Source organism: Anoxynatronum buryatiense, from assembly GCF_900182905.1.
In the GTDB taxonomy this organism is placed as follows: domain Bacteria; phylum Bacillota; class Clostridia; order Peptostreptococcales; family Tindalliaceae; genus Anoxynatronum; species Anoxynatronum buryatiense.
Window position 1 is genome coordinate 82760 of the sequence record NZ_FXUF01000016.1, and the last position, 14332, is coordinate 97091.

The 14332-nt window shown below is 47.2% G+C and carries 12 protein-coding genes; 1 reads left to right on the forward strand and 11 read right to left on the reverse strand.

Annotated features, from left to right (window positions below; genetic code table 11):
* Window positions 1–3: 3 nt before the first annotated feature.
* The 7 genes from glgD to QOL74_RS15890 all read right to left on the reverse strand — a co-directional run bounded on the left by glgD (window position 4) and on the right by QOL74_RS15890 (window position 6896).
* The gene (gene glgD / locus QOL74_RS15860; RefSeq protein WP_283410482.1) at window positions 4–1125 is read right to left on the reverse strand and encodes a glucose-1-phosphate adenylyltransferase subunit GlgD; all 1122 of its coding nucleotides are present in this window, start codon (window positions 1123–1125) and stop codon (window positions 4–6) included.
* Entirely contained in the window at window positions 1122–2360 is a 1239-nt protein-coding gene (locus QOL74_RS15865; protein WP_283410483.1) for a glucose-1-phosphate adenylyltransferase, read from the reverse strand. Before QOL74_RS15865 ends, glgD begins: the two co-directional genes overlap by 4 nt.
* 476 nt (window positions 2361–2836) lie before the next feature.
* Window positions 2837–3739, reverse strand: a complete 903-nt coding sequence (gene thrB, locus QOL74_RS15870; RefSeq protein WP_283410484.1) for a homoserine kinase — start codon at window positions 3737–3739, stop codon at window positions 2837–2839.
* A gap of 21 nt (window positions 3740–3760) precedes the next feature.
* Window positions 3761–5047, reverse strand: a complete 1287-nt coding sequence (locus QOL74_RS15875) for a homoserine dehydrogenase (protein ID WP_283410485.1) — start codon at window positions 5045–5047, stop codon at window positions 3761–3763.
* A 9-nt stretch (window positions 5048–5056) separates the two neighbouring features.
* A complete protein-coding gene (locus tag QOL74_RS15880; protein WP_283410486.1) occupies window positions 5057–5503 on the reverse strand; it encodes an ACT domain-containing protein in 447 nt (148 codons plus the stop codon).
* A gap of 126 nt (window positions 5504–5629) precedes the next feature.
* Window positions 5630–5878 (reverse strand): hypothetical protein, encoded by a 249-nt coding sequence (locus tag QOL74_RS15885; protein ID WP_283410487.1) that lies wholly within the window; start codon window positions 5876–5878, stop codon window positions 5630–5632.
* Window positions 5868–6896 (reverse strand): asparaginase, encoded by a 1029-nt coding sequence (locus tag QOL74_RS15890; RefSeq protein WP_283410488.1) that lies wholly within the window; start codon window positions 6894–6896, stop codon window positions 5868–5870. Before QOL74_RS15890 ends, QOL74_RS15885 begins: the two co-directional genes overlap by 11 nt.
* Window positions 6897–7121: 225 nt before the next feature.
* Between QOL74_RS15890 and QOL74_RS15895 the strand changes: the two genes are divergently transcribed.
* Window positions 7122–8513 carry an MATE family efflux transporter gene (locus QOL74_RS15895; protein ID WP_283410489.1) on the forward strand — a complete coding sequence of 464 codons (1392 nt, stop codon included), beginning with the start codon at window positions 7122–7124 and terminating at the stop codon, window positions 8511–8513.
* A gap of 113 nt (window positions 8514–8626) precedes the next feature.
* Here the strand turns inward: QOL74_RS15895 and QOL74_RS15900 are convergent, their stop codons facing one another.
* From QOL74_RS15900 to QOL74_RS15915, 4 genes are all read right to left on the reverse strand, one after another.
* Window positions 8627–10573: an FAD-dependent oxidoreductase gene (locus QOL74_RS15900; RefSeq protein ID WP_283410490.1), complete on the reverse strand. Its 1947-nt coding sequence runs from the start codon at window positions 10571–10573 to the stop codon at window positions 8627–8629.
* 131 nt (window positions 10574–10704) lie between these two features.
* Window positions 10705–11805: a TRAP transporter substrate-binding protein gene (locus tag QOL74_RS15905; RefSeq protein ID WP_283410491.1), complete on the reverse strand. Its 1101-nt coding sequence runs from the start codon at window positions 11803–11805 to the stop codon at window positions 10705–10707.
* 60 nt (window positions 11806–11865) lie between these two features.
* The gene (locus tag QOL74_RS15910; protein ID WP_283410492.1) at window positions 11866–13224 is read right to left on the reverse strand and encodes a TRAP transporter large permease; all 1359 of its coding nucleotides are present in this window, start codon (window positions 13222–13224) and stop codon (window positions 11866–11868) included.
* Window positions 13221–13778, reverse strand: a complete 558-nt coding sequence (locus QOL74_RS15915) for a TRAP transporter small permease (RefSeq protein ID WP_283410493.1) — start codon at window positions 13776–13778, stop codon at window positions 13221–13223. The genes QOL74_RS15910 and QOL74_RS15915 overlap by 4 nt, the downstream gene beginning before the upstream one ends.
* Window positions 13779–14332: the final 554 nt, after the last annotated feature.

Below are 14332 nucleotides of genomic sequence, written 5' to 3' on the forward strand. Positions count from 1 at the left end.
TTCCTAAATGACAGCCTGTTTTTCCACCACCAGCGGGTACTCTTTTTCCCCCCGTATCTGTTTACCCGGTGTAATCACCACATCTTTATCCAGGATGGCGTTCTCCACCACGGCCCCCCGGTGAATCTGGCCTTTCTGCATGATAATGGAATCCCGCACCACCGCACCAGGATGCACCGTGACGCCCCGTCCTAAAATACTGTTTTCCACCGTTCCGGCAATGTGACATCCGTTGGCCAGGAGTGAGTTGCTCACCATGGCACTGGCCTGATATTTAACCGGCGGTTCATCTTTCACTTTCGTGTAAATACTGCCGTGCCTGAAGAAAAGTTCTTTCCATACTTCCGGGTTTAACAGGCCCATGCTGTGGCGGTAATAGGTGTGAATGGAATCAATTTTGGCAGCGAATCCCTGATGTTCGCATCCAAAAATCCGGTACTTTTCCAGATTTTTGATGAGCCCGTCTTTGGTAAAATCCCTGTACCCTCTGGCAATGCAGTCGTCGATAATTTGCATGAACAACGATTTTTTCATAAAGGCAATTTCCAGTGCAACCGCCGGACTCAGCTTTTTTTCTCTGCTGGCTGCCATATCCCGGATCCGTCCATTGTTGTCAATGAGAAGTGACAATACGCGAAAATTGTTATTTTCTTCAGTAACCGCATTTTTATAGACAAGCACAATATCTGCCTGTTTCTCTTCATAACACTGCTGAATGTCCCGGAAATCCATGTTATAAACGACATTGCTGCTGGAAATCAGCACATATTGCTGCCTGCTTCGGGTGAAATAATCCATATGGTTGTAATAGTGATCCACATCTCCCAGGTTTCCGGTGAACTGATCATACCGAAAGATGGGGGGTAGTATGAACAGGCCGTCTCGCTTGCTCAAGAGGTCCCATTCTTTCCCTGAATCCACGTGGTCAAGCAACGAGCGGTTGTAGCTCTGAGTGAGAATACCAATGTTCTTGATTCCCGCGTTGGCCATGTTGGAGAGAACAAAGTCGATGATACGGTAGCGACCACCAAAAGGCACCGCTGCAGTGGAGCGCACCCGGGTGAGGTCTTTTAACTTATGTTCGATATCTGTGTCATTGATGATGCCCATCACATCTCTCATCATGAGATCACCTCCTGTTTCGTGAGACCATTGGGACAACAGCCAAATTCATGACAGTTTTCAATGTTGATCTCCACGCCCCCGGGAATGTTTTTGGCCTTAACCGTCACCACATTTTCCCCCAGTACCGTGATTTCCTCCTGTCCTTCTCCCGGTTGACCAATGATGCAGTCATCTTCAACCGTGCATTCTTCACCGATAATGGCTCTCTCAATGGTCACATTCTTTCCAATGACAGTGTCCGACATGATCACCGAATCCTTAATCACACTGCCTTCACCTACCACCACTCCCGGGAATAACACCGAGTTTTCCACTGATCCATATATTTGGCATCCTTCGTTCACCAGTGATTTTTTCACCTGGGCATTGGGAGCAATGAACTGGACCGGCTGGTTGGGGTTGACTGAGTAAATTTTCCAGTCTTTTTCGTAGAGATCCAGTTCGGGCTGATCGTGGAGCAGATCCATGTTAGCCTGCCACAAGCTTTCTATGGTTCCCACGTCTTTCCAGTAATGCCTGAAGGGATAGGCGTAAATTCGTTTCCCCTCCTCCAGCAGTCGTGGAATCAGGTTCTTTCCGAAATCATGGTCAGAAGATTTATCCATTTCATCCTCAATCAGTATTTTACGCAGCAATTGCCAGTTGAACACATAGACGCCCATGGAAGCCAGGTTGTTTTTAGCTTCTCTGGGTTTTTCCTGAAACTCCACAATGGCATTATCCAGGTTGGTGTTCATAATGCCAAACCGGTGGGTTTCCTCCCAGGGAACTTCGATCACTGCAATGGTGGCATCTGCCGCTTTTTCCTTGTGATAATCCAGCATGAGAGAATAGTCCATTTTGTAGATATGGTCGCCAGAAAGGATCAACACATATTCCGGGTCATACTGATCCACAAACTCAATGTTTTGGTAAACGGCATTGGCCGTTCCCAAATACCAGTGCCCGCCGTCATGACGCACGTAAGGTGGCAGCACCGTGACACCGCCCCGTTTTTTATCCAGATCCCAATGACTGCCGATGCCAATGTAGGAGTTGAGAATCAGGGGTTGGTACTGGGTCAGCACCCCAACGGTGTAAATGCCGGAGTTTGAACAATTGCTGAGGGTGAAGTCGATGATGCGATACTTTCCCCCAAAAGGAACGGCAGGCTTCGCCAGTTTTCGGGTGAGGATTCCCAGCCGGGTTCCCTGGCCACCGGCCAGGAGCATGGCAATGCATTCTTGTTTGTACATAGTCACGCCTCCTTCAGTTTATGTTTGAAGATTGATTTCGTACTATAGTCATGGTTATCTAATTTCCACAATGATTACCTACCCATTTTAATGGGATGTCACACGAAGGAAGTGGCAGAAAACACCTAATCGCCAAAAAATTCACGAAAACAATCATACTGAAACTGCTGGCTTATTATCACTGTATCCGATTTGTGCCTGTTTGTCATCAACATGCTGTTAATTCTGAACAACTACCCACCTTCAGCGGCATTCAGCGTGGTTTCCGTCAACAGTTACTGGACGAAAGATCGTTGGCAGGGAGTTGACCCTGCACTCTTGACGAAAGTAACCGTCTTCTGATCACGCTCTTAATCAACAACAGACAAGGACGTTTTGGTTATGACCGCAAACGTCCTTGTCTGTTGACAGTGATGTGAATCTGTTTCTGTATGATGTTCTGCTTCAGTCCACTCTTTTCGCAAACAGGTGTGGTATTAGCGCAGGCAGACAGCCCCTTCATTATCGCCTGAGAGAGTTAACACTTCCCATTCTTCCGATGTTTCCGCCAGCAGGTCAAGGAAGACCTGCTGGCCGCCCCGTGTCTGGGGCATTAACAGATAGGCCAGTGTGGGGCCGGCACCACTGATGATTAATGCTTTCAGTCCTTTTTTTCTTGATTGCTGATAAATGTGGTCCAGTGAAGGCAACAGCCGGCTTCGGTAGGGCTGGTGCAACCGGTCGTCAAGGGCCTTCTCCACCACTGTGTAGTTTTCCTGCATCAGTGCAGCCACCAGCAAGGCCGCCCGTCCCACATTGTGAACGGCATCGGCATAGGATACTTCTTTGGGAAGCGCCTGTCTGGCAGCACTGGTACTCAGCTCAATATTGGGAATCGCCGTCAGTGTTTGCAGTTCGGCCGGCACAGGAAACCGGATATAGCTGGTGTCACCGGCTTCACCCGCTGACACCACAATACCGCCCAACAGCGCCGGAGCCACGTTATCCGGATGCCCTTCCAGCTCCACTGCCAGTTCCAACAACTCCTGGCGGTTCAAATTTCCTTTGATTAACTCATTGGCCGCCACCAACCCTCCCACAATGCAGGCTGCACTGCTGCCCAGCCCCCTTGAAACGGGAATGGCAGTGGTTACTCGCAGATGAATGCCTCCGGGCTTCCGTCCAACGGCGTCAAAAACCCGCTGCATGCTGCGCACCACCAGATGGGTTTCATCCGTGGGAAGTCCCTTCGCATCTCTTCCAATGTTTTCAATAATGAGGCCGCTTTCCAGTTCTTCCACTTCCAACTCATTATACAGGTTTAGAGCCATGCCCATACAGTCAAATCCAGGGCCAATGTTGGCCATGGTGGCAGGCACCCTGACGCGCATCATCGCCATATGCTGTTCCTCCCTGATGTATTAAATATCTTCCACCCGAATAATTCCCGCCACTTCCACCAGTTCATCCATGAGCCTGATGTCTTTGATGGCCTGTTGAACAGCAATTTCACGGGTACGATGAGTCACAAATACCAGTGATACCGGATCCGCATCACCCTTTTGAATCACAGAGGAAAGGCTGACACCGCAATTGCCAAAAGTGGTGGCAATGCGCCCCAAAACGCCGGGAATATCTTTTACCAGCAAGCGAACATAGTAGGCGGTGGTGGTTTCATCCATCGACTGTACTTTTCTGCCATTTGGTTGGTAGGCCAGCGGATAGGTGGGGGCATGGTCATTGTTGCGATGCTGAGCCACATTGAGCACATCTCCCATCACAGCACTTGCCGTGGGCAGGTCACCTGCTCCCTTTCCATAAAACATCAGATCACCCACTGCATTTCCCTGAATGTAAACTGCATTATAAGCATCCTGTACCGATGCCAGCGGGTGCCCGGCCGCTATCATGGTGGGGTGCACCCGCAGTTCAATTTTACCTTCAAGGTCCCGGGCAATGGCCAGCAATTTAATCACATACCCCAGCTCTGCCGCATACTCAATGTCCAAAGGCGTGATGCTGTTGATCCCTTCCCGATACACCTGACCAAATTCCACAGTGGTTTGAAAGCCCAGCGAAGCCAGAATGGTCAACTTATGGGCTGCATCGAAACCTTCCACATCTGCTGTGGGGTCGGCTTCTGCATACCCTTTGGCCTGGGCTTCCGCCAAAGCTTCCTCATAGGTGGTTTTTTCCTGGGTCATTTTACTGAGAATATAGTTGGTGGTACCGTTCACAATACCCATGATGGAGGTCAGCCTGTTGGCGCAAAGGCTCTCCCGAATGGCCTGGAGAATGGGAATGCCGCCAGCCACACTGGCTTCATACCGCAACTGAACGCCCCGGCGGGCGGCAAGCCTGCTCAATTCACTGCCATGCTGGGCCAGAAGCGCTTTATTGGCTGTCACCACATGCTTGCCGGCAGAAAGAGCTTCTGTGATATACTGTTTGGCCGGTTCAATGCCGCCCATCAATTCGACGATCACATCAATTTCAGCATCCTGCAATATAGTCTGCCAGGATGTTGTCAGACGGGGGTCTGCCGCCGGTAATACCCGGTTCTTTTCAGGATCACGCACAAGAATTTTTTTCACTGTCACTTTGTTACCCGTTTGATGACTGATCTCTTCCTGATTGGTCTGAAGCAGCTGCCAGACACCCTGACCAACAACCCCAAACCCCAACAGGCCGATGTGTACTGTTTTCATTATGATCACCTATTCTTTCCCGACAATCTTCACTTCGTGGATGCCGTTAATTTTTCGCAGTCGCTGAATCAGGGTTTCAATATTCACCGTCAAGTCCATGGTTTCCAGTGAGACGGTGACATTGGCCACCTGTAAATAAGGGATATTCTGGTTAATGGTTACCACACTCCCGTTCACCCGGGCAATTTCTTTCAGCACTTCCAACAGGCAGCCTGAAACATGATCCAGCAGCATGGCCAGGGTGATAATTCTGCCTTTGCTCATTTCATAAAATGGAAAGACATGATGCCTGTATTTATAATAGGCACTGCGACTGATTCCCGCCTGCTCCACTGCCTCATAAATGGTGTTGGCCTTTCCTTTACTGAGCATTTCATTCACCTGAACGGTTTTAAGAAGCACCTCAGGCAGCGCCTGATGGTGCACCAGATAATAAGTATGCTTTTCCTGCTCCATGATGACACCTCCGTTGTTTTCTCCGCAAATACAAATGTATTTTCAACAGATACATACTACCATAAATGAAAAAGCCTTTCAAGAAAAAAGACGGGTTCATCGCCCGTCTGAGATTGTTTTTTCCTTTTAGGAAGCACTGTACTTTTTGTAAAGAATCAGATATACCACCAGATAAATAGCCATGAGAATGAAAAAACCACTGATAAACCGCTGAAAACTGCCGTAAAAATGTTCGTGGGTGATACCGGTGATCTGTGAAAGCCCAAAGGCCACCGCCAGTGTTAACGCCCCTGATGCCAGTTTCAATTCTGTATCATTCCATTGCTGCTTCTTCTGACTGTCTTGCGTCTTTGTCTGTTTCTTCTTACTGCCCATGGGTTGATTCCTCCTGCCCCGTAACGGGTGTACGGTATTGCTCCTGTTCAAAAATATGCCGGATGACTGCCTGTTCCCGGCTCACTCCCAGTGCCAGCATCAGTTTAATTCTGGCCTTCTGGCCCGGCAGGTCACCGCCAAAAATAACTCCCAAATCCCGAAGCTCCTTGCCTCCGCCTGGATACCCGTAAGTACCCAGCACACGGCCGGTGGGACACCGGGACACCAACACCACCACCAGACCGTTATCGATGGCGCGACGAACTCCCTGCATCATGGCCGGCGGCACATTCCCCCGCCCCATGGCTTCAATGACAAGTCCCTTGTCTTGCTGCTCCACACAGAATTCAATTAAGCGATGATCCATCCCCGCCACACACTTAATCAACGAAACCCGCTCTTCCAGGGCTTCCGGCTGTAACACCTGGCGATGAACCACTTCCCGGTGAAAAATCACTTCATCATTGTCCACAATCCCCAATGCACCAAATTCAAGGGATTGAAAGGTGTTCAACCGGAGTGTGTTGGTTTTGGTCACTTCACTGGCTGCATTCACTTCATTATTCATCACCACCAGCACCCCTTTGTTCCGGGATTCCGGCGAAATGGCAGTGCACACTGCCGCCGCAAGATTGCTGGGACCATCATAACCCAGCTCAGAGCTGTTTCGCATGGCGCCCACCATCACCACCGGTTTGGTGGTATCCAGGGTTAAATCCAGTAAATAGGCAGTTTCTTCCAGGGTGTCTGTTCCATGGGTCACCACCACCCCGGCAATGTCATCGCGGGTCAACAGTTGCTGCACCTGCGCCCGCAGCTTCATCATCAGTTGTGGATCCATGTGCGGGCCGGGCAATGAGGAGAAGGTAATCGGCTCAATGTGGGCGAAACGGTCAATATTGGTGACCATGGAAAGAATCTGGGCTGCAGACAGGGAAGGGATGGCTGCCCCCAGTCTCTCATCGATGGACATGGAAATAGTGCCGCCGGTGAACACCACCGCAACGGTTGGTTTCATGCTGTGATCCCCTTTCTGGCGAACGCTGCAAGCAACAGCGTTCTGTTAAATTAATTTTCCGTTATTTTTTTGTCTTGAAATCATTATATCTCATTTTACAGCGTTTGACTCCCCCAGTCTTTCGACAAAATAACCGCACTTAGCCTCTCCGCTCTTTTCAGTCTTCTCATCATCTTTTCAAACAGGTTTAATTCATGTATGATCGTTGTGGGGAGGGTTCCATCAATGTCGGATAAAAAAAATCTGCTTTCCGGTTCCATTTTCAGCTCTTTAACAGCACTGGCATTGCCCATTATGGGCACGTCTTTTTTAAATATGGCCTATCACCTGGTTGATATGGTCTGGATTGGCATTCTTGGCAGTGGTGCCGTCGCTTCCATTGGCATCGCCGGTTACTTCATCACTTTCAGCATGGCCCTGGTGCGCCTGGTTCAGGTGGGTACCGAAGTGAACATTGCCCAATCCATTGGGGCTGAGAATGGCGACCGTGCCAATTATTATGCCGGCACTGCCCTGCGTATGGCTGTCGGCATCGCCTTGATCTACGGGCTGGTACTCTATCTTTTTAATCGGCAGCTCATTGGTTTTTTCAGAATCGATCACCCACTGGTGGAGCGCGATGCCCGGCATTATCTGATGATCATGTCTCTGGGAATGGTTTTTGTTTTTCTTAATCCCATTATTACCTGCATTTACAATGGTGCCGGTTACAGCAAGGCTCCCTTCAAGGTGAATGCCATGGGGATGGCAGCCAATATGGTACTGGACCCGCTGATGATCTTTGGCTTAAACCTGGGAGTTCGGGGAGCCGCCTTGGCGACGGTGTTTTCTCAAATGCTGGTGACACTGGTGTTGGTGCGCATGCTCATACGAAACCGCCCCTTTCCGCAGTTTCGGTTCCGGGGTGGCTGGAGCTCCGGCCTGATGCGGGAGATTGGACGCCTGGGTGCTCCCGTGGCGCTTCAAAGCGGTCTTTTTTCTGTCTACTCTGTCTTACTGGCTCGTATTGTGGCCGGTTACGGACCTGCCGCCATGGCTGCTCAAAAGGTGGGGGTGCAGATTGAATCCATTTCCTACATGACGGCTCACGGCTTTGCCATCGCCCTCAGTTCTTTTACCGGCCAAAACATGGGTGCGGGCAAACCCGGCCGGGTGAAGCAAGGGATCAAAACCGCCGGTGGCGTGATGTTCGTTTTCGGCGTGATCACCTCACTGATTCTTGTCGTCTTTGCCCGTGAGCTGTTCATGATTTTTATCCGGGAAGAGGCCACCGTGGTCATCGGCACGCGGTATGTGCGCATTCTCGGTTTTTCACAGTTGTTCATGTGCCTGGAAATCACTTTTTCCGGCGGCTTCAACGGACTTCGGAAAACCACTCCGCCGGCACTGGTGAGCATCCTCTTCACTGGCCTGCGGGTTCCGGCAGCTTATCTGCTGGCCCGGGAATCCCTGCTGGGCCTTGACGGTGTCTGGTGGACCATCACCGGCAGTTCATGGATTAAAGGAACCCTGATGGCGGGAATGACGCTGATGCTGCTGCGGTCACCCCTCTTGCAAACAGGCCATCCCACCATAGCACCCGGCAGCGGCAATGCCAATGACGATGCCGTCTCATGATGCCCATCCGAACCTTACTGATGTCAAAACAAATGCCGGAACCTGAGTGGTTCCGGCATTTGTGCTTAATCTATTCATCTATTCATCTGTTCATCGTCGAATGGTTCTTCCGACTATATGTTGGACGCTGTTGAAAAAGCACTCCGCATTGCTTGTTGGATTGTAGCTGGTTTTTGACAGTCACCTGCCATATAGAAACGATGAGCTGTCCCATAGAATTCAAGGGCTTCTGCTTTTAGCGGCACCATCCCCACCGAAATCACTACACTTTCCGCCATCACGCTGTTCTCTTTGCCCATTTTATCATAAAAAATAACTCGTTCATTTTCAATGGCAGAACAACGTGCATTCAGAATGCACTTGAAATTTGGTATAGATTCCCAAGCTTCTCTAAACATTTCCCGGTAATGAATCAGTGTTGAATCTGCCGCCAATTCATCACGCATTTCCAACACCGTTACATCATGTCCTCTTTTGGCCAAATACATGCCCGCCTCAACGCCAACTTCTCCGCCTCCTATCACAACCACGCGGTGACCGACAGCATCAGGCTTTTCGAATATTTCCTCACCATAAAGAACATGTTCTTTTTCGACGCCGGGAATAGGGGGTTTGAAAGGCTGTGCCCCTATCGCAACGACAACCGCATCATATCCTTGCTCTCTGATCATATCGGGGCTCGCTTTTGTCGATATCATCACATTAATCCTGCGCTTTTCAATTTGTCTGATAAGAAAATCTTTGAACTGCTTCAATGGCCACTTAAAGTCCACATGATCAGCATGCCTGATCATTCCACCCAACGATTCACCGGCTTCATACAAGGTTACCTGATGTCCCCGATCATGTAAATCCATCGCTGTTTTCATCCCTGTTGGACCCCCACCGATCACTGCCACTTTTTTATGAGTGGTCGAAGTTGTCACCAACTGATCTACTCTATGTTCAATTCCGATGATGGGATTCACCGAACAAATACTCACAAACGGATCATTTTTCCCTCTGCCATGGCATTTATTACACCTCAGGCAAGGTACAAGATCCTCTTTATTACCATTATAAGCCAACTCACCATAATTGGGATTACTAATCCAACTTCTCGCCATTGAGATAATATCTGCTTTTCCTGATTTGATCACTTCTTCACAGGTATCAAAATCATGGTATCCTCCAACTGTTGCAATTTTAACCTTGGTGCCAGTATTTTTGATATACTGAGCATAGTGTATAAAAGGGGTTTCAATTAAATTAAACCCTGTGGGATGGGCCTGTTCAACATCAGCAGCACGCAACTGAACAATATCGATATATGGTTCGGCCATTTTAATAAACGCAGCAGCCTCCTCAATGGTATATCCACCCTTCGGTTCTTCCGCACTCATCACCAACTCAATCAAAAAATGATTCCCCACCGTTTCTCTCACTTTTTCCAAAACCATCAACGGAAATCTCGCCCTATTTTCCAAAGAACCGCCATATGCATCTCCTCGATGATTTGTTAAGGGCGACAAAAACTTGGCCGGTATCTGTCCGCGATATGCGTAATGAATGGATGCCATGTCAAACCCCAGAAATTTTAAGATGCCAATTTGTTCTGCATAGCTTTTTGCAATGAGTTGAAGTGTTTCTTCTTCAAAATCTTCCACAGCCTTGTTGACATCAACAATCCGAAGTTTGTTATTTTCCATTAAAGGGTATCCTGATTGGGGCCCCACAAAAAAACCCATACATGCTATCGATCCATAAAAGTGGATGGTATCAGCAAGTTGCATCAAGTAGTTTTGACTTGCCGGATCATAAAGATCATAATCAGGAAAATGGGCAATATCCAGTTCCATTGGCAGGCCAGCACCTCTGCTGAAGTTATTGATCCCCATACAGGTGACAATTGCCGCTCCACTTTTGGCTTTATTGGCAAAATGGGCGATAACGGAATCAGCCGGAAACGGCTCCGGCCCTTGCAAAAAATGGGGCAGGGAGTTGCAGGCTGCCATTCGGTTTTTAAGAATATATCCTCTTATTTCCAACGGGGCAAGAAGATGTTGATAGTGTGATTTCATAAATTCACGCCTCCATGAGATCTATATTAGATATTCCCGTAACGGAACAACTCGCCCCTCAATATCATCGTCGATGTCAAGGGGAGAGCTGCTATACCAACTGCACTTTGGTAATTCAATGATCAATATGATTAACGCGAATACTCCCATTCGTAACCTGTTAAGGCTGCTGCCCGCTGAAGTATCGTCACCATACCATCAACTTTTCCGGCACTTTCAGCAATACGCAGTGCTGAATCTGCTTTGGATTCAAAAACAGCCATCCAAATTTGATCAATATCTGCTTTGGTGAACTCAACAAACTCATTTCCAGTCTTTTCAACCACCATTGCCACATCGTCCGCAATTTCATCAGTGTATAGCCCGCCGGAATATTGCTGCGTCTCTTGTGCTGCGGCTTGTATGATTTCTCTTTGTCCTTCTGACAACCCGTTCCACCAGTCCAGGTTGACCGTGAAAAAGTTGCCTGCTGTGTAAGTGCCATCCAACGCCCAATATGGTGCCGGTTCATACCAGCTCATTGCCACCATTGGCTTAAGTGCCATTTGTGTCGCATCAACAAGTCCCCGACCAAGCGCATCATATGTTTCAGGCGGAAACAGGGATGTCACCTGAAATCCAAGATGCTCAAACATAGCAGCATCCATATTTCCGAAAGAAGATGATCCTCTGACTAGAGAATCCAAATCATCAAAATCGTATTTTGCACAAAAAGCATTGGCACCGCCTGCAATGACATTAAGATATTTAATCCCTAACGCTTCGGCTTCTCCCTGAATAAGCGCTGAGGTTTCGGCATTTTTAAATACCAGATCATCGAAATATTCCAATGCAACTTCTGGTCCACCTGGTGCAAATCCTGGAAACGCAAGATATGTAACCGTGTTCAGATGTGGCATATGTGCCAAAGCGACCATGTCCACAGCGTTGTCAATGACCGCATCCAATTCATCCTGTGCAGTAAAAAGCGTTCCCCCCCAGTAAGTTTGAACAGTGATCGCACCTTCTGAAAGAACTCCAACCTGATCGGCGAAGAAGCTCAACAGCTCTCCACCCGTTTCTGTTTGCTGAAAAGTTGAACTCAACCGAATCTCAAGGGGTTCTACCGCATTGGCATTTTCGCTTTTGGGTTGAACAGTTGGTTCCGATCTGTCTGCCGTCCCACTGCATCCACTGACCAGCAGCCCTACACATAATAGTGTTACTGTGATTAATCTTCTTTTCATTTTCATCTCATGCCCTCCTCATGTTCTAATTGATACGCCGCAACCTTTCCTTTCATATGGTCATTGCTAATTGAATCCAGGAATTCCCATTAAGCGAGGCACAAACGTTACAATTTGAGGAAATAATCCTATAAGAATTACCACCGTGACTTCTGTCAGAAAATATGGTGTTACTCCTTTAAATATTTCCGATGGATTGACTCTCAGCGCATTGGCCGTTGCAAAAACGTTCATGCCAACAGGTGGTGTTAACCCAGCTATTTCTGTCATAAAACACAATGCAATGACCAGCACGTAGGGGTTATATCCGATATCCGTCAGAATCGGAAATACAATTGGAACCGTTATAATAATGATCGATACAATATCCATCACAGATCCACAAAGTATATAAAGAAGCATTACAAGCATAAATATAATAAATGGAGGTGCATTCACATTTGAAATAGCTACCGATATATAGCTGGCCAGTTGGGTATCTGCAATGAACCGCCCAAATATTTGTCCTCCTATGATAATTGGAAAAATCCCCGCTTCCATGACAGCTGCATCCCAAATACTATGGCAAATTTTTTTAAATGGAACACGTTTTATCAACGCATAGATGCAAATTACTGTTGCCCCAATAGCTCCTGCCACGGTCGCCGTAAACCAGCCCGCCAAGGTACCTCCCATAATAAGTCCAAAGAGGCATACAATTGGCACCAATAACTTGAGTGATTTGATTTTCTTATTAAAGCTTATCTTTTCACCGCCACCAGGCGGCAAGGTGCCTGGTTTAAATCTTCCAATGAGATATACAGTTATACCAAGTGCCACCATCGTAAATATTCCAAGACCAATGCCTCCCATTAATGCTGATCCAACCGATAAGGTAATGTTCTGCCCTTTATAAATTAATGGCGAAGGCGCAATCAGACAAAACATAATGATACCCATTGATGGGGGAATCAGTGTTGAAAGTGCACCAGATGCAGCAATACATCCAAGAGAATACCTTTTGCAATAACCCGCTTCTTCCAATTCTGGAAGTGCCAGCTTTCCAAATACAATATTCCCTGCAATCGAAGAGCCTGAACAGGCACCAAACACAGCATTCGCGCCAATGACCGTATACAGCAGCCCTCCTTTAATCCGTCCTAAAAAGGCCTTCATTGATGTAAATGCACCTCGTGCGATCCCCGTTTCTCCAGTCAACCCTCCCAACAGCATAAACATGGGAAGTACTGCATAGTTATAGTTTGCTCCAAGGTTAAACGGCGCATTGGTAAATTGTGTAATAGCCATGGTCATATCCCCGCTGTACAAGACCGCAAATCCTCCAAGTGAAGCTACCATCATAGATACAAAAATGGGCACCCCTACAAATACCATTAGCATCATGCCAAGAAAGGTGATGATACCCACTATCCAAGGGTCAATCATAATTCTTCACCTCTTTTGTCAGACTTGATTGCAAATTCTCTGATGATAGACCAAAAGAAAGTAAATGAAAGCATTGCGAATCCCACCGCTAGAATCATAGCAAACGGCCACAGGGGGAATCCGACTCCAGAAATGGAACTCATCTGATTTCGCATTTTGAATCGTGTCATTTGAACAAATCCCCGCTGACTAATAAACGCACAAATAGCCATTCCACAGATATTTCCAAAGGTATTGAATATCTTTTGAACTTCTTTGGGAAACTTGCATGACAGTAAATCAATTTTCGTATGCCCTCTTTCTAAGGTGACATGGGCCGCAGCTAAAAATACAACTGGAATATGTAAATACTGTATTATTTCAGTGGATGCAGGCACCCCACTGACAGAAAACCCCCACATTCGCAGCTTTTCTCCCAGTACATTGAAAAAAGCCACAAGCATAATGCCTATCAGGCAAATACCCGATAAATAGGAAATGCCTTTGATCGTTTTTTCTATCACTTTGTCTGCTTTTTCAAACACCACACCCATCGACTTCAATTTTTTCTTCACCGCCTTTATCCTATGTCAACTTTTCCACCCTATGCCCTGTGTTCATTTCTCTGTTCACCTCTGCGAAAGACAATCGCTACCATCAAGTTGTACCCGCCTCCCTACCTTTCATATTTGCAGCTTCCACATACGTCATGTTATGAAATCTGTCTATTGCAATTGTTCACTATCATCGTGTTAACGTTTTCATCGTTGGGCAAAAAACAACAGCCTTCCAGTCTCAATACCCGCCGCAAGATCTTGTTAATTTTAAAACGTTCTTCACGAGTTCTCTTACACTTTTATGGAACCCATTTTAATTAACACAATGTGGATTGTAAAATTCGGAATATGCATCGATTGTACTTTGGGTGATCTGTTGCTAATTTAGTACTTCTAAAAATAGTGCATCACCAACTGCTTTCTTAATTCACAAAAGTGATTCGCATTATATGTTCAATAGCGTCGTTAATGTTATTTACTCAACTTTCCCACCCAAGGGAAAGCATAAAACCTAGAAAAATATTTAATAAACATTCATAAAAAACATATAGAGAACCCCCTGTAAGTGGTAT